The 16,858-nt window shown below is 56.6% G+C and carries 16 protein-coding genes; 6 read left to right on the forward strand and 10 right to left on the reverse strand.

What is annotated here, in order from left to right:
- The first annotated feature begins 15 nt into the window (after positions 1–15).
- Entirely contained in the window at positions 16–264 is a 249-nt protein-coding gene (locus tag C7476_RS14085; RefSeq protein WP_114430541.1) for a hypothetical protein, read from the forward strand.
- A 376-nt stretch (positions 265–640) separates the two neighbouring features.
- The gene (gene eglC, locus C7476_RS14090) at positions 641–2,083 is read left to right on the forward strand and encodes an endo-1,3-1,4-beta-glycanase EglC (RefSeq protein ID WP_114430542.1); all 1,443 of its coding nucleotides are present in this window, start codon (positions 641–643) and stop codon (positions 2,081–2,083) included.
- A 25-nt stretch (positions 2,084–2,108) separates the two neighbouring features.
- On the opposite strand, the gene C7476_RS14095 is transcribed toward eglC, so the two are convergent.
- From C7476_RS14095 to C7476_RS28155, 5 genes are all read right to left on the reverse strand, one after another.
- Entirely contained in the window at positions 2,109–2,378 is a 270-nt protein-coding gene (locus tag C7476_RS14095; RefSeq protein ID WP_114430543.1) for a hypothetical protein, read from the reverse strand.
- Positions 2,379–2,380: 2 nt separating this feature from the next.
- Positions 2,381–4,672 (reverse strand): xanthine dehydrogenase family protein molybdopterin-binding subunit, encoded by a 2,292-nt coding sequence (locus C7476_RS14100; protein ID WP_114430544.1) that lies wholly within the window; start codon positions 4,670–4,672, stop codon positions 2,381–2,383.
- 8 nt (positions 4,673–4,680) lie between these two features.
- Entirely contained in the window at positions 4,681–5,667 is a 987-nt protein-coding gene (locus C7476_RS14105) for an FAD binding domain-containing protein (RefSeq protein WP_114430545.1), read from the reverse strand.
- Between the two features lie 3 nt (positions 5,668–5,670).
- A complete protein-coding gene (locus C7476_RS14110; protein ID WP_114430546.1) occupies positions 5,671–6,339 on the reverse strand; it encodes a 2Fe-2S iron-sulfur cluster-binding protein in 669 nt (222 codons plus the stop codon).
- Positions 6,340–6,430: 91 nt separating this feature from the next.
- A complete protein-coding gene (locus C7476_RS28155) occupies positions 6,431–6,586 on the reverse strand; it encodes a hypothetical protein (RefSeq protein ID WP_181872441.1) in 156 nt (51 codons plus the stop codon).
- A gap of 278 nt (positions 6,587–6,864) precedes the next feature.
- On the opposite strand from C7476_RS28155, the gene C7476_RS14115 reads away from it, so the two are divergent.
- The 3 genes from C7476_RS14115 (at position 6,865) to C7476_RS14125 (ending at position 9,813) form a co-directional block, all read left to right on the forward strand.
- The gene (locus tag C7476_RS14115) at positions 6,865–7,584 is read left to right on the forward strand and encodes a response regulator (RefSeq protein ID WP_114430547.1); all 720 of its coding nucleotides are present in this window, start codon (positions 6,865–6,867) and stop codon (positions 7,582–7,584) included.
- On the forward strand, positions 7,581–9,023 hold the full coding sequence (locus tag C7476_RS14120) for a sensor histidine kinase (protein WP_114430548.1): 1,443 nt from the start codon (positions 7,581–7,583) through the stop codon (positions 9,021–9,023). Before C7476_RS14115 ends, C7476_RS14120 begins: the two co-directional genes overlap by 4 nt.
- 145 nt (positions 9,024–9,168) lie before the next feature.
- Positions 9,169–9,813 carry an adenylate/guanylate cyclase domain-containing protein gene (locus C7476_RS14125; protein WP_181872442.1) on the forward strand — a complete coding sequence of 215 codons (645 nt, stop codon included), beginning with the start codon at positions 9,169–9,171 and terminating at the stop codon, positions 9,811–9,813.
- 33 nt (positions 9,814–9,846) lie between these two features.
- Here C7476_RS14125 and C7476_RS14130 read toward each other — a convergent pair whose 3' ends face one another.
- Together C7476_RS14130 and C7476_RS14135 are read right to left on the reverse strand one after the other, a co-directional pair.
- A complete protein-coding gene (locus C7476_RS14130) occupies positions 9,847–10,791 on the reverse strand; it encodes a DUF930 domain-containing protein (protein WP_114430550.1) in 945 nt (314 codons plus the stop codon).
- A gap of 389 nt (positions 10,792–11,180) precedes the next feature.
- Positions 11,181–11,834, reverse strand: a complete 654-nt coding sequence (locus tag C7476_RS14135) for a TerC family protein (RefSeq protein ID WP_114430551.1) — start codon at positions 11,832–11,834, stop codon at positions 11,181–11,183.
- A gap of 372 nt (positions 11,835–12,206) precedes the next feature.
- Here C7476_RS14135 and fae point away from each other — a divergent pair, with 372 nt between their 5' ends.
- Positions 12,207–12,746 (forward strand): formaldehyde-activating enzyme, encoded by a 540-nt coding sequence (fae, locus tag C7476_RS14140; RefSeq protein ID WP_114430552.1) that lies wholly within the window; start codon positions 12,207–12,209, stop codon positions 12,744–12,746.
- A 32-nt stretch (positions 12,747–12,778) separates the two neighbouring features.
- Here the strand turns inward: fae and C7476_RS14145 are convergent, their stop codons facing one another.
- The 3 genes from C7476_RS14145 to C7476_RS14155 form a co-directional block, all read right to left on the reverse strand.
- On the reverse strand, positions 12,779–13,729 hold the full coding sequence (locus tag C7476_RS14145; protein WP_147274653.1) for a Csu type fimbrial protein: 951 nt from the start codon (positions 13,727–13,729) through the stop codon (positions 12,779–12,781).
- Positions 13,726–15,978 (reverse strand): fimbria/pilus outer membrane usher protein, encoded by a 2,253-nt coding sequence (locus C7476_RS14150; protein ID WP_342633341.1) that lies wholly within the window; start codon positions 15,976–15,978, stop codon positions 13,726–13,728. The genes C7476_RS14145 and C7476_RS14150 overlap by 4 nt, the downstream gene beginning before the upstream one ends.
- Positions 15,979–16,129: 151 nt before the next feature.
- Positions 16,130–16,849 (reverse strand): fimbrial biogenesis chaperone, encoded by a 720-nt coding sequence (locus C7476_RS14155; RefSeq protein ID WP_114430555.1) that lies wholly within the window; start codon positions 16,847–16,849, stop codon positions 16,130–16,132.
- Positions 16,850–16,858: the final 9 nt, after the last annotated feature.

The following is a 16,858-nucleotide window of genomic DNA, read 5'->3' on the forward strand; positions in this document are numbered from 1 at the left end:
GAGAAGGAGACCAATATGTCCCAGTTTTATTCCGACCTCACGCAGTCACAAGTCCTTTCGGACCCGCTGATCAACGCTGTCATGCGTGCCGATCGCGTCAGCCGAAAAGAGCTCGAGCTCCTTATGACGACCGTGGCGACCAAAAATTTTAGCGATGAGAAAGTCAGCGAATGGCGCCGTCCGTTACCGGCTTTCGTCTCGGCGCAGCCGCTGAAAGGCAGCACGGACCTTTCGAGCAAATTGTGCCAGGGGTCCGCCTGCTAACGAGTGACAAGACGCGATAAAAACTGCGGTTCTTCCCCGGAAGAGCCGCAGTTTTTCGTTTAAACTCCACCTGAAAATCCTCGGTTGTTTTCTCGTCGATCAGTTGCAGGCGTTCCGCCATTCGAGTGGCATGCGGACGGTGATGTCAGAGATTGCAAGCGGCGGTGTGTCCGTAGCTTATCGGCTGGCCCATGTCACAGCATCTGGCGACCAATACTGACACGGGTTTGAACTCACATTACCACAGGAACGGTGTTTTAGGATAATATTCCCTTGCAAAGCGGTAGACCGTTAGAAATCTGGATGTTACGTTTCGTTGTGGGAGGATAGTCCGCATCCGATGAGGAGGCCGGATACGCAAGTTGGAGAGAATTCGATGAGCAGAACTATCCTGAACGCCGTGGGTGTACCGTTGTATTACAGCGGAAGCTCGACGGCATGGTTTTCCGCAACTGGATCCGGTCGCGAACTTCACGGCACGAATGGTAATGATTCCTTGTGGGGAGACGCCGCCGTCAACGTCACCATGATGGGCGGGATGGGCGACGACATTTACTATCGCTATTCAAGCATCAATCGCGTCTATGAGGCAGCGGATCAAGGCATTGATACCGTAAATACGTGGATGAGTTCCACTCTGCGGGAAAATTTTGAGAACCTGACCGTCACAGGCGATGGACGTTACGCCTTTGGCAACAATGCCGATAACATAATTACAGGTGGTTCCGGCAGCCAGACCATCGATGGCCGCGAAGGGAACGACGTTCTTACCGGCGCGGGTGGTGCCGATACCTTCATCGTGACGAAGGGCAACGGGAGCGATCTCCTCACCGATTTCGGTTCCAACGATGTGGTGCGCCTCGATGGTTACGGGCTGACCTCTTTCGAGCAGGTTCGCAACAATCTCACCCAGGAAGGGGACGATCTCAGGCTGTCTCTCGGAACAGGCGAAACTCTGGTTTTTAACGACACGACTGCAGACGAACTCCGGGCGGACCAGTTTGAACTGAGTCTTGATCGTTCCACTTTGACCCGTACCTTTTCCGACGATTTCAATTCGCTCCAGCTTCATGACGGGGATACCGGTACATGGGAGGCGAAATATTGGTGGGCGCCCGAAAAGGGAGGAACGCTGCCAGGCAACGGCGAGCTTCAATGGTATGTCAACCCTGCCTACCAGCCCACAGCCGCAGTCAATCCATTTTCCGTAAACGATGGTGTCTTGACTATTACCGCGGAACAGACGCCGGACGCGATCAAATCCGAAGTCGAAGATTACGACTATACATCTGGCATGCTGACGACTCATCCGTCCTTCGCCCAGACCTATGGCTACTTCGAAATCCGCGCCGACATGCCGGACGATCAGGGTACATGGCCTGCCTTCTGGCTGCTTCCAGAAGACGGTTCCTGGCCCCCTGAACTCGACGTCGTGGAAATGACCGGACAGGATCCGAACACCATCCACGCCACCGTCCACTCGAACGAGACCGGCGAACAGACTTCAGAAACAACTGCTGTGAAGGTCGGCGATACCGACGGATTTCACAGCTACGGCGTGCTATGGCAGGAAGATGAGATTGTCTGGTATTTCGATGATGTTGCCGTCGCGCATGCGGATACCCCATCGGACATGCACGACCCGATGTACATGCTCGTCAACCTCGCCGTCGGAGGCATAGCGGGCACGCCAACGGACGGTTTGGCGGATGGTTCTGAAATGAAAATCGACTACATCAGGGCCTATTCCCTCGACGATCTGGGTGTTGACACGGGCACCGATGCGCTGTCCTCACAAACTTCCGACTGGCATGTTTAAGACGCGTGTTGGTCCGCGCTACACTTTATGCATCAATTTCGCGCTTCAGCGGATGCCATTTGTGGTTCTCAGTGCCGCACATCGTGGCGTCCGTTAGTTGCAATGGTGTTTCGCTCGCGGCATGACGTGAAGCTGACACGGATTCTGCAAACAAACCGGAATTGCCGTAACCTCCTTGTATCGTTGCAATCAGGACGGCACAAAGTGCGACACTGACGATATATTTGTGACCGAGATCGTTCGTCTTCTCGATTCGGTCGCGGACATATTCAGGAACACGATCAGTCTCTTGCATGGTCAACTCCTGTTTGCTCCGGATGATGTCTGAACCGGCAGCCCGGGCAATACCTTGTCCAGGGTGACCGGAAACTCGCGAACGCGCACTCCGGTGGCATTGAAGATCGCGTTGGCAACGGCAGCGCCTGCACCGCAAACGCCCAATTCTCCTATTCCCTTGCTTCCGAAGACATTTGCATTGCCATCGGACTCCTCCAGAAAAACGACATCAAGATCAGGGACATCCGCATTTACCGGAACATGGTATTCGGCGAGATCGTGATTGACGAAGTGACCGTATCTCGGGTCAAGAACACTCTCTTCCATGAGCGCAGCACCGATCCCCCAAACCATGCCTCCGATAATTTGCGAGCGTGCTGTTTTGGGATTGAGGATGCGACCTGCACCAATGACACTGAGCATGCGGCTGACCCGCATCTCGGCTGTATCCAGATCGACTTCTATCTCGACGAAATGTGCACCATAGGCATGCTGGGAATAGTTTCGGTAGTTCTCACCGGCTGCCTCTACGGCCCCTTGAGCATCCAGTCCCTGCGGCGCTACACGATTGATGAGGTTGGCAAGGTTTTCCGAACGATCCCCTATTCTGATTTCTCCGTTCGTGAATTCGGTTCGATCAGGATTCGAACCATAAAAAGGCGATCCTCGCACCTCTTGTGAAACCTTCGCTATTTTTTGCTTCAACGCTTCGCAGGCATTGTGGACGGCGGAGCCGGCGCTTGCCGCACCCCACGACCCGCCGGATCCCGCGGTGCGCGGAAAATGGCTGTCACCGAGTTGGACATCAATTGCAGAAGGGGGAAGACCGAGGCTTGTGGCAGCGATCTGTGCCAGGATGGTGTAGGTTCCCGTGCCGATATCGGTCATATCGAGCTGAACTTTCACCTGACCGTTCCCGTCGATGCTTATCCGGGCTGCCGACGCGCCAAGGTAGTTGGGCCGGATCGCAGCCGCCATACCAAGGCCGATCAGCTTGCGTCCCTGTCGCACCGTACCCGGCTTCGCCTGTCTTTGCTCCCATCCAAAGCGACGTGCGCCCTCTTGCATACAGGCGACGAGGTTGCGTGTGGAAAACGGAACGTTGCGCTCCGGATCTACCTCGGGCTCATTGCGGATACGCAATTGGATTGGATCAATACCGATCTGGTCAGCCAACTCGTCCATGGCACATTCAAATGCGAGCATGCCTGGCGCTTCGCCCGGCGACCGCATCCACTCACCGCGGTTTGTGTCAACACTGACCAAACGATGCCTCGTAATCCGATTTGGAGCCGCATAGAGGGATCGCGCAAACACGGCAGTCTGTTCGCAGAATTCTTCGAACCGGGAGGTCGCCGAACAGACATCATGGGCGATACCGGTGAGCTTGCCTTCACGGTTGGCGCTCAGCCTGACCGACTGGATCATTTTTGCGCGGTGACCCGCATTTGCAAACATCTGTTGTCGCGTCAGCGCAATCTTGACCGGACGCTGGAGATCCCTGGCGGCGAGCGCGGCGAGAATAGTATCGGCATGCACGATCAATTTCGAGCCAAATCCGCCGCCGATAAAGCGACTGACGAGATGCACCTTGTCAGGCGGGATTTGCAACGTATTGGCGATACCGGCCCGGAAATTCGCAAGCGTCTGGGCACTCGTGTAAATTGTCACTTCATCGCCGGACCAAGCTGCGAGTGTGGCATGCGGTTCCATCGGATTGTGATGTTCGTAGGGTGTCGTATAGATTGTATCGACCTTGACGGCGCTATCAGCAAACGCTGCCTCGAAGTCGCCGACAAGCGAGTCCGTTTGAAACCCGGCATTGGTGCGCTGCGGCGCATAGGCATCCGCAAGGTGCCTACTTAAATCATACGCACCGCGCTCGTCTTCGTAGTCGATCGCAATAACTCGTGCAGCACCTCGTGCCGCCTCGAACGTTTCTGCCACGACCAAGGCAACAGGCTCGTCATAGTAGCGAACGCGGTCAGTCGAGAGGACGGGTCGCGGACGGGTAAAGACTTCACGCACCGCTGGCGTGACAGCCGGACCAAATGCAGGTTGTGTCGGTGCATTCTTATACGTCATCACACGGAGGACACCCGGCATTGCCTCGGCCTGTGCAGTATCGATCGCAGAGACGCGGCCGCGCGCGATGCCGGCCCCAAGAATATAACCATAGGCAACCGGACCATCTGTCCTATGCTCATAAGCGTAGACCGCTTGCCCCGTTACCTTCAGCGCGCCGTCGACACGATCGACCGGCTGGCCGATCCAGTTTTTTCCGGTGTCCGCTATGGGTGTTGAATTGGACATGATCTTCCTCATCCGCGTTGTGAAGCAGCAGCAAGCGCCTGTTGTATCGTCCGCTTTGCCAAGGGGATTTTGAAGTCGTTGCCGCCGCGACCAACGGCATTTGCCAAGGCGATGTCTGCGGCCCGTTCGAACATTTCGGTCGAAACCTTCTCGCCGAGCAGGATTGCTTCGGCTTCGGGAACGCGCCATGGTTTGGCCGCGACGCCGCCAAGCGCGAACCGCGCCCCTGCAATCGTATCGCCTGCCACATGGACGATTGCTGCAACCGATACGAGTGCAAATGCGTAGGATGCCCGATCACGAACCTTGCGGTAGAGCTGCCGCCCGGGCTGACCAGGCGGCAAAATAACCGCGGTGATCATTTCCCCGAGCTTTAGCTGCGTTTCAACATCGGGCGTGGACCCAGGCAGCCGGTGCAGATCGCCAACAGGGATTTGTCTTGTCACGCCTTCGGTGTCCATCGTCTCCACGGATGCGTCGAGAACCAGCATGGCAACCGCCATGTCCGACGGATGTACGGCAATACAGGCGTCGCTTGATCCAAGCACAGCATGCATGCGGTTGAAGCCATGGAGCGCTGCACACCCGGAACCAGGCTTGCGCTTGTTGCAAGGCATATTGCGATCATAGAAGTAATAACAACGCGTCCTCTGCAGCAGGTTGCCACCCGTCGACGCTTTGTTGCGGATTTGCGCAGAAGCGCCCGCAAGCAGTGCCTGTGCCAGGACCGGATAGTTAGATCTTATGCGTGAATCAGCGGCGAGCGTGCTGTTGCGCACTTGTGCACCGATGCGCAGGCCGCCTTCTGCTGTTTCTTCAATTCCATTGAAGGGAAGATGGTTGATGTCGATCAGATGGGCCGGCCGTTCGATTTCCAGCTTCATGAGGTCGAGCAAATTCGTGCCGCCACTGATGAATTTGGCGTTCGGTGTACCGGCGACACCTGCCATTGCATCGCGGAGTTCGCCTGCCCTTTGATAGGTGAAAGGTTTCATGTTTCAAACCTCTCCGGCGACGTCGCGGATCGCAGCGACAATATTGGGGTATGCGGAGCAGCGACAGATATTTCCGCTCATGCGCTCGCGTATCTCCGCATCAGTCAAGGAGACGCTAGGGCTAGAAAGCGTTTCGCTAACATGGCTTGGCCAGCCGGCTGCCGCTTCTTGCAGCATGCCGACGGCCGAGCAAATCTGGCCGGGTGTGCAGTAACCGCACTGAAATCCGTCATGGGCAATGAATGCAGCCTGCATGGGATGGAGCGCAGCACCCTTCGCAAGGCCCTCAATGGTCGTGATGGCGTCGCCGTCATGCATTGCGGCCAGCGTGAGGCAGGAATTGATCCGTTGGCCATTGACCAGCACGGTGCACGCTCCACACTGTCCATGATCGCAACCTTTCTTGGAGCCGGTCAGATCAAGATGATTGCGCAACGCATCGAGTAATGTCGTACGGGGATCGACGCCAACAGAATAGTTGCGCAAGTTGACGTTCAGGGTGAGTTCCACCGGGTCAACGATCCTTGTGCCGGCATCGTCATCGTGGTCCCTGGCGGTCGGCATTTGTTGGCCCGCCGCTGGTAATCCCGTTGCGAGGAAAAACCCGGCTGCTGCACCGGATTCCAGAACGGCCCGGCGTGTCGGACCCGTTTTTTGAGAGTCTTCATTCATTGCTTGCACTCCTGGAGATGACAACGATCAAGGGAACCGTGCCGGCGGAACCGGCACGGACTTCTCGACATCGGAGTTCAGGACCAAATCATTAGCCTGGCTGCTGGTTCGTATCGGAGCTTGATGGCGTTTGCGGTGCCTGCTCTGTCTGCGTATTTGCGGAGTTGAGCTTCTGGCACGCAAGCGCAGTTCCGGCTGAGAACGCAATACCCACTGTTGCGATGGCGGCGATCAGATATTTGTTCATGACGATCTCGCTTTCTGATTAGTCGATGGACTGTTTCATTGACATCAGACAGCGTATTTGCGGTTTGTCGCAGAGTTGTGCCGTACCAAGGGCAGAGTTGTCGCAAAGTATCGCAGGATTGCGTGACGGGACATTTCGCTACAAATTAGCAGCATCAACACGACGGGCAGGTAGCCAACCCGATATGGCTTGACAAACTTTGATACAATTTTCCGGATACCGGAAAACTCCTTCGAGTGATATTTCACGCGTGTGCATTAAAGTCAGGGATGTGCCCGATGGAATCCGTACCCCATATCGCAGTAGTCGACGATCACCGGGATATCCGCGACCTTGTTGGCAAATATCTCTCTCAGCAAGGATATCGCATCAGCGTGGCTGAAAGCGGGTCCGCACTGAGACGGCTGCTCGAACGCAACGCCCCGGACCTTATCATTCTTGATATAATGATGCCCGGGGAAGACGGCTTGTCCGTTTGCCGGCAGTTGCGGCGTTCGACGGAGCTGCCGATTATTTTCCTGACTGCCATGGCCGACGACACCGACCGCATTATCGGTCTGGAGCTTGGAGCCGACGACTATCTCATCAAGCCCTTTAATCCACGTGAGCTGCTCGCACGGATCAGGGCAGTCTTGCGGCGGGTCAATAGCCTGCCGCCACAGCGCGAAATGCCCAAGGCAAAGACGATCAGTTTCGAGCGCTGGAGTCTGGATGTCGGTCGCCGGGAACTGCTTGGGGGGGACGGCGTCGGCGTCCCGCTCAGTACGGCGGAATTTCGGCTACTAAAGGCCTTTCTCGAACATCCCGGAATGGTGCTCAGCCGCGATCAGCTCATGGACCTGACCGTCGGTCGCAGCGCCGATTCATTCGACCGGAGCATAGACAACCAGGTCAGCCGGTTGCGCAAGAAAGTCGAGGTCGATCCTAAGAACCCTTCAATTATCAAGACACACTGGGGCGGTGGCTATAGTCTTTGCGCAGAGGTGGAGCGGGCATGAAACGGTGGTGGAAGCGCAGTCTTGCCGCACAATTCATAGGCTTGATGCTGCTCGCGCTCGCGCTTTCCCAGGCACTCAGTTTCTTCGTTTCGTGGGACGAGCGGGGTAAAGCACTGCAGGCGGCCGCGAAGGCAGAGTTTTTCAGCCGAACGGCTTCCCTTGCGACGTTGCTCGAAACCATACCAACGACGTTTCGCAACGATGTCCTGGATGCGAGCGGCACAGGCTACAGCCGGTTCTGGCTATCCTCTCAAGCGCCGGTGGACGCAAACGCGTGGCGTCGCGAGGCATGGGCGCAACTGTCAAAACCCATGCCAAATCTAAAAGCCTTGAAGTTCAAAATGCCCGGAGCAGCGACATCAACCGCCGCAGAAACCGCGCGGCCCGAACCCTCGCCCTTCCAGGCGCTGGCTGCGCAATCCGATTCATGGACCACGCTTGGTCCGCATGTCTGGACGATACCGCAGCCAGCAAAATTCATCTATCTCGGCCATTCAAACGGAATGGGGCTAACCGTTGAATTGAGCGATGGCACCTGGCTGAACACGGCCTACGCCAAATCGGTTCCAAATTCCATCTGGAACGTCCAGACCCTGTCGTCCCTTGCTATAACAGCTGCAATTCTTTCGCTGATCGGTGTCATCGTGGCCAGGCAGATCGCAAGTCCGATGCGCCGACTTGCCATGGCAGCCGAAGCTCTGGGGCGAGGCGAAAGCATACAACCGCTTCCCGAAGCAGGACCCGACGATATCCGCCAGACGGCTGAAGCATTCAATCGTATGCAGGGCCGCTTGCATCGCTTTGTCGAGGACCGAACCCGGATGCTGGCCGCCATTGGTCACGATCTGCGAACGCCGCTGACATCGCTCCGCCTGAGGGCGGAGTTTGTCACGGAACCGGACGTGCAACAGAAGATGCTTGCGACCATAGACGAGATACAAACGATGACGGAAGCGGCCCTGGCGTTTGCACGGGAGGAAGGCACGGTTGAGAACACACGTGCCATGAATATCTCCGCCCTGGTCGAGAGCATTTGCGACGACATGGCGGAGCTCGGTCAGGACGTCAAGTTTCTTGAAGGCGAGAATATCGTTTACCGATGCCGGCCCGACGCTCTGCGGCGTGCCTTCCGCAACTTAATCGAAAATGCTGTCCGCTATGGCGAAAGGGCGCGCGTCAGCGTCGAAAAGCGGCACGAGGGCATCGACATCACTATCGAGGACGATGGTCCAGGCATACCTGAAACCGCATTCGAAGACGTATTCGCTCCGTTTTTCCGCCTGGAGCAATCCCGCAACCGGGAAACCGGCGGGGTCGGTCTAGGCTTGTCGATTGCCCGGGCAATCATTCACCACCACGGGGGGGAAATCGCGCTTAACAATAGCGGTAGCGGATTCAGAGTGGTTGTCGCACTTCCCGCTGCTCCACGAATTTCCTGAAATATATGTATCGAAATGTAGCAAGGTACCCAATCGTTACGGGTAGGGTCAAAAACGGGTGTCTTCCGGCAAACCTCTGCGACATCTCGCGCGCAATATAGATCTTATGAAAGTCTCTTGCGCGTTCACAAACGAGGATGTCAAAATGTTACGCGTCGAAAATCTCGCTAGCCGCAGCAATTATCCGATCGCTTTCGAAATGGATGACAACCGCGATGCGAAACTGGTTTTCGCTTCTGTGGTTTTTGCAGATATCAAAGGCTTCACACGTTTTTGCCAGGCCGTCGATTTACCCACGGCATTCCACACTCTTTCAGCATTTCATCGGCGAATGACACAGGTCGTCTCAGCGTTTTCTGCGACTGTGATAACGAACACCGGTGACGAAGTCATGGCGGCGTGGTGCGGCACGCCCTCCTTTGTATCCTCGAAGGCGCTCCGATGCGGATTTGCAATGCTTGAGTCAGTGGAGGCCTGGAACCGCGAGGATAGTTCCGTTGGACCGGATTTGAATATTGGTGTGGGCATTCATGCCGGGCCGGTTGTTCTGGGTCAAATCCCGGGTTTGTCTGAAAGTCGAATGAGCGTGTTCGGCGATACGGTAAATACTGCCAGCCGCCTCGAGCAAATGACGAGAGCCTATTCAACTGATCTGATTGCTTCCGACGAACTGGTGCGGCTGGCATCCGCAATCACACCAGCAGAAAATGGAGCCAATCGCCTTCATTCAGCGATAACCGCAAAGGTTCGCGATCGGGCCGGATTGCTTTCAATCCGCATCTCCAGGTGAAGTCCTACGTCGCCTCACCCAAGTCGCCGGCAACTAGTCTACGGGCAGCTTGCGCGCGTGCCAATCGCTTCGCGGTACCGGGTTGCCAATCCCGAAACTGAAGGAAACAACTTCCATCGCTGCCGCATCGACCTGGCATTTGAAGTCCAGATTGTACCAGTTGGACCTGTTGCGAAATGCCCCCTCCCGGGAACTCAATGTACCGCTCGCGATGGTTCGGCCGGAGGGGCTATATGCCAGCAAGTCGGCCTCAGGCCTTTGGTTGCGCACCTGTTGCATTGCCTCACTGCCGCATAATTGCAATATCCGCTGATTTCGGGGCAGATTCCCTATAGCCTGTCTCACCCTCGGGTCCGACAAGGCATCAGGTGAAAACAGTTTCTTCGCTTGGGTAAGTCTAAGCGGCTTTTGCTTGCTGCTTTTCGGCTCCGCCGGCTTCTTCTCTGCAGGTGCCTTCTCACTTTGCGCTGCCGCTTTTGCATCCGCTACCTGTTGCGCCGTAGGAGCTTCGTCCTTCCGCGGTACATCGCCCCTATCCGTCACGGGAACATCAAGTTTTGGCAGGTCCGGCTTGCTGACGGAGGCTGCCTTCTCTGCAGGCGGCTCCGTCACCGGCTTTGCCGGAGATGCGTCTGGCAGTGTTGAATCGGCGCTTTTAGGCGCCTCTTGCTCTTGGGGAGTCGGCTGGGGCTCAGTCACCTTCTCGTCGGTTTTGGCCATAGCGGATTCGAATGCCTGGGCCGCCGCGGGCGGAGATGGCGGCGGCGCCGGTTGCGGCTTGCTCTCGGCTGGCTTGTTTTGTTTCTTCTCCGGCGGCTTGGGCGGCACCGGAGGCACGACCTCTACCTTGATAGCTTCTTCCGGTGGCTTCGGCAGCGCCTCGGACAGCCGGAACAGCAACAGAAATGCCACCGACAGATGCAGGGCAACAGACGCCAGTGCGCCCCATCCGCTCCACGGCTTCTTATAGTGTTGCATTGCTCAGACGATACCGGACCCGCATCTTTGAAACTTAGAGCCTTTCATACCTAAATAGAAGCGTTCTGCCGGAGGGAATTCGCGGACAAGGTCGAGGGGTTTGGCGAGGCCGATGCCTTTCCATCGGACGATGCCGTAGCCCGAAGGATTTGGCCCGAATTCACCCGGCCCCTTCGGGTTTCCGACTGGCGGCCAACCACTTTGTCAGGCGGCGTCGGACGATGGAAAAACATCGGCCTCGCCACCTTCCGCGTGGCTTGTCTCGCCATCCGAGAAACAGAACTGTTTCTATTTAAGTATGAAAGGCTCTAGCTTTAGCAGGGTCGGCAACAAGGGCCGTAATCCAATAGTCGAATTGCCGGCGGCGCATTGCGCCGCCGGCAATTCAATCAGACGCTCGCGTATGCGAAGACCTCATTGGCTCCGCGATAGATCATCTCCAGTGACACGTAGAGAATGATCAGAAGACCGACATAGGCGATCCAGCGGTGACGCTGGAGCAGGCGCGCAATGAAGCTTGCGGCAATACCCATGAGCGCGATCGACAGGATCAAGCCAAAAACAAGGATTTCAATGTGATCGCGCGCCGCGCCGGCCACAGCCAGCACATTGTCGAGCGACATCGAAACGTCTGCGATGACGATCTGCCATGCAGCTTGCGCGAAAGTCTTGCGCGGAGCACCCGCAGCTATTTGCCCGTCACCATCGATATCCCCCCGTAGCAGTGCCTCATTGGCTTCGGTCTCTTCAGCATGGCTGGTGCGAAGCTCTCGCCACATTTTCCAGCAAACCCAAAGCAGGAGGATACCGCCCGCAAGCAAGAGACCGATGATCTGCAGCAGCTGGGTGGTGGCGATGGCAAAGACGATGCGAAGCACCGTGGCTGCGATAATACCGAGGAGAATGGCTTTGGCACGCTGATCCTTGGGCAGACCAGCCGCGGCCAAGCCGATAACGATTGCGTTGTCGCCAGCCAGGACCAGATCCATCATGATGACCTGGAGAAGGGCTGAAAGTGCGCTGGCACTGAGAAGTTCGCTCATGTGGTACCCGTTTTCAATAATTGGGGGCGCCCAAATTCCATGAAATATCCGAAATCACAAAGCAACGGCAATCTGCACTTTCGTTTGGAATGCGGACTGAACTGTGAAAAATTACGGTCGATTGTATTCCAGGAAACCAGGCCATCCAGTTGAACACTCAGTCCGACATCGCAGTTCCATGAACTGCCAGAGGGGCCCGGCCTGATGCGTCATTCCTATTCGAATCGCGCCTCGAACTCAAGGGGGCAATATCCGGATTCGATCCGAAGTCCCCAAACACAGCATGCGCTTGGCCGCAATGAGCGACTTTTCGTCCGCTGGACCAGTACCGGCGATGCCGTTAGGTTCTGCCTGCAATCGAGAGGGAAGCACATGACTGATATTTGGTTTCGTACGGGTGAAGCAACGGTTTTGGCTGCAGAGGGTCAGGTGACCGACGCCATGCCAGAGGTTGTCATCGGCTCGGTCAGGGGTCCGGTCGGGCAGGCATTTGCGTCGATGATGGGGCAGGTCAAGGGTCACACCCGCATGTTCGTGGTGCGGGATCTCAACCAGGCGGTACGGCCGGCCACGATGATGACCACCAAGGTCACCATCAAGAACATGGCATATGCGGAACTGCTTGGCGGGGTCGTACAGGCGGCGATGGGCGATGCCATCGTCGACTGTCTCATCGAAGATATTCTCCCCCGCGATCAGGCCGATGAAATCTGCATGATCATCACCGTCTGGCTTGATCCCCGCTGCGTCGACGACGAAAATCTCGACCACAAGGACCTTTACCGTACCAACTACGAAGCGACGAAGCTCGCAATTTCCCGGGCGATGACGGGGAGCCCCACGGTCGAAGAACTGATCGCCAACCGCAGGACCGTCAAACATTACGCGCTGGAAGGCATCATCGATTATTGATCACCTGTTCGAATGCGGTAAATCCCGAACGGTCAATAGGTCACCGTCACGATGATTGTATCGCTGTAGAGTCCAGGCGTCGGTGTAGTCTGAGGCGGAATGCGTGCATAGACAGGCAAGTTTTGCGTCACACCACTCCCGGTACCGCCAAGCGTATTGGTGCCCGAAGTGTCTCCCCAAGGCAAGGCGCGTGCCACATCCCGGTAAAGACCATAGGTGATGAATTCGGCGCCCTTGGTCATGCGTCTTGCTGTCGGTCCGGCATTCGCACCGCCCGGACCAAGCGCCACGACATATGGTGTGTTGGGTGAACAGTTGACCGCCACCTGACCATTCTGGTCGATATTGGCGCTCAATACACCGCGATTGCCGAAATCGATATTCTGTGCCGACACCAGGCAATCCTTTACGGTCTGCAGGCTGACGGTGAAGTTGGTGGTTCCTGATGCTCCCGAGAGATTGGCGCATCCTGCCCCGTCGTCAAAACGATAACGGAACGTCGTCTGGGCTCCGGAAAAGTTTGATGAATAACTCCCGACCGGGGCCGTCGCCTGATTGGGGAAGATTTGCCCATACATTGTGACGGTTGTCGACCCGGAGCCCAGCACCGCGGGTATGTCGACAAAAAACTGCGGGGGTCTGGCGGGAAACGCCCACATCCATGATCCCCAGACGGTTTGCCGGGCCGAATCCTGGTAGAGTTGATAGTTGAGCGCTATCGGGCCGGTCATCAATCGCGCTGCTGAGGTTGCGCCGCCGGTGCCTGCATTGAGGTTGGGACAGATCAGGACACGGCGGAACAGACCGAGTGCCGCCGAACAATTTGCCGTGAGGCTTGTTGTCCCGTTGATTGCGGCGCCGGACAATGGGCTTCCGGAAAATATCATATTGGAGGTACTGAATGTGCAGGACTGGGCGTGGATTTGTGTAGGCAACATCTGCAGGCCAATGAACAGCAGAAAACCGGTCAGCAAACGTTTCACGAGCAAACCACACTCTTGATTTTGACCTGCGTTCCCTGCTTTGCCTGATACGGAAAACGCGCCCGGCAACTCTTGCCATCCTGGAGGTCGACAACAATGTCGTTCTGTGCTCCAAGCGCGGAAATATAGGCTTCGCCGTCATATCCGATCACAAATTCTTTTCCTGTCCTTTCCACATGGCCACGCAGGCCGGCGTCCAAGGCCTTACCGCTCGCATCAAGAAGCGTAACAAGTGCAGAAGCGGTCGTTTGTTCCACGTCGAAATTGATAACCACGCCGCTGCGATCTGCGGGCACAACCACGTTGCGCGTCGAGCCGACGCTTGCGTCGACGGGCAGATTTTTCGGATCGATGGCCACGATATTCGGCTCATACGATCTGAGATTTGGCACCAGTATCCGTCCGCTTCGGTTTGTACGCCCAACCGGGCGGTTCTCGAATGAAACGTCGATATCCGGCGCGCCGACATCCACGACCGCGAAGGCATCGTCTATGCGGTTGGTGGCAAAGACGCCTCCCGAAGCCACGGCAATCGCACCATCAACCTGCGCATTGGCGCGAACCGTATCGTTGAACTGCTGCACGCTGCCTTCGATCCTCGCATAGCGCGCCCGGTAACTCGCGGACGCAGAACGATCCGGGTTGCTGCCTTCGCTGGTTCTCAGGCGCCATCCATAGCTGCCCTCCTCTTGCCTCTCCGATTTCGCCACATCGATAAATCCCGCTGGTCCATCAGCGGTCTGCTCGTAACCTGTCGAAACATTGATGTCATTGTCGAACGGGATGGTCAGCCCTGCAAAGACACCGAAACTCTTGCTGTCTTCCAAGTCTGTGAAGGCAGTGGCATAGAATGAACTGCTCTTGAACAATGACTGGCTGAAGGACGCCCCTATGATCTTGCTGTCATCGCCTTTGTCGAGGTCGAGCTGCGTATAGGAGAAGTTCAGGTTGCTGCGATCGAATGGCCCCGGCGTTGACAGGGTGACCTGCGCCAGCGACCGCGGCACGCGTGGGCTGAAGACGGTGACGCCACTCGGATCAAAAATCGGATCGAGTTCATCGTCTGCGGACACAGAGGCGATGTCATCGTAGCTACCAAAAGCCTGTTGCAAGCGCGCGAACAAGGTGTAGTTGCCGTGCGTAACCTCTACAGAGCCGTTGACGATCATGCCGGTGTCGCCATCATGACTACTTCCAGCGGCAGCGACAGAGGCTACTCCATAGGCGCCTAGTGGAAACGCCGCCCCAATACCGCCGTTGAGTAGATCCACCCCGCCTTCGAAATGCCCTTCCAGCGTCAGCCAATTGGTGAGACCATAGCGGAAGGTGGCGACGCCCATCGGAGCACCGTCATAGTCGTTGGACTCGGTACCGTAGTTTCGGCGCGGAAAGCCGAGATCCGCAGAAAAATCGATCAGCCCTTTTTGCAGCAACAGGCTCGACGAATAAAATGGCAGCGTCGTTCGCGTCTCGCGCCCCAACGTATCCCGCAGGACAATCTGCGCCTCGCCCTGTCCGGAGAAAACAGGAAAGTTTGTCACCTCGAATGGTCCGGAAGGCACTGCCCCGCTATACGTCCTGACATTCTGCGTATAGACCTCAAGTGTCGAGGGCACCGCCGCAGTGCCCGAAAGAATGGGCACGGGCAACGTTACGAGATCTGGACGCAGGGAAAAATTGCGCTGCACCTGCATGCCGCCGAGAAAGACCGGCCGTGTCCACGGCAGGCCTCCCGAGATGAAATCTCCGGCGCGGTAGGTGATCAGCCGTTCGGCATCGGAATAACTCCACGTGGTATTTAGCCTTTTCACTCCCTCGAGCTCGCCATCCGACATGTTTGCCGTAAAGGATTGATTCAGCGTTCCATAGGGGCTGAAGAACCGCGCATCGAACCCGCCGGAAATTCCCTGGAATGGTTTGACATTGCCATCCATGAGGTCATTGCTGCCCGCGAAAAGCGAATAATTCAGCACGGCGCCATAACTCGACTGGGGTTTTTGCGCCTTGTCGTCCGTTGTTCCCTTGGGACTTATGTCAATGACCTTCGCCGCACGAGCGCTGTCATCAATTGTGACGTAGAGCCGTTGCGTGGCTGCATCTATCCGATAGTCGAGACCAGGGACATCCTCGAGTCTTACGGAGCCGTTGGGCTCGCGAACCTTGGTGTCGGCCTTCAACCCGACTTCATGCAATTCCTGCGGTGTGGCCGACAGACCGCCATCGGCAAGTTGTCTGAAAGCTCCAATCATTTCAGTCGAGGTATCATTGATAAAAACCTCCAGATAAAAATCTCCCGCCTCAATGCTCTGAGATATGTTCTGATCAGGTATCGGTGGACCTTGGTTCTGGGCTCGACCAGATGAGAGCGTGCAGAGGCCCATGCAAAAAATCGCCAGCGCTCTACCGGCCGCTGATAGAAACATCGGCATTAAGCGGTCCGAAATCGCTTTGCGCTTTCAGGTCGGCCGACCCGGAGGAAACCGATTTGCCCGAAGCGATGGGCCACTCCATGCTCGATTCGCCAAGAACATAGCCGACCAGTCCCTTGCGATTGCCGAGTACGCGGCCACCTTGGGTTAGTTGCACGTCGGCAAGCCTCAACCTTGTATCGCCTGTGTTGCGCGCCCTCAGCATCAGGGCGCCCTTCGATTTCACGAGTCCCCAAGCCACCTTCGGCGGCGAAGCGTCCTCATCCTTGAAGAAGACGGGGATCGAATAGCGAACGACAAGCGCGACAGTGCCTGCCCGTTTGCGCGATGGATCTGGTAATTCGTCAACAATGATGCGGTAGCCTTCCTCGCCTGCAACCGGCTTTTTCGTAACCCGCACGACACGAACGGCATATTCCTTGGCGCTTGGCAGGGTCGTGGATGGAGGACTGACAATGACGTCGTTCGTCGGTTCCAGCTGTTCCACGCCATCTATCTGCGTCCAGCGGAACACACGGATCTGCACATTGATCGGCCGCTTGGCCTCGTTCGTCAATGTGAGAACGCCGGCACTGCCCGGTGCGATCATCTCGAGATTGGTTGGTGAAACACGTAAGGAAGCACTCTGGGCCACACCGGAAAAGAGCATGAAGAGGCTCATCGCGCCGATGCCATATAGCATGGTCCGCATTCGGTTCTC

It is taken from the genome of Phyllobacterium bourgognense (genome assembly GCF_003337575.1).
Classification (GTDB): domain Bacteria; phylum Pseudomonadota; class Alphaproteobacteria; order Rhizobiales; family Rhizobiaceae; genus Phyllobacterium; species Phyllobacterium bourgognense.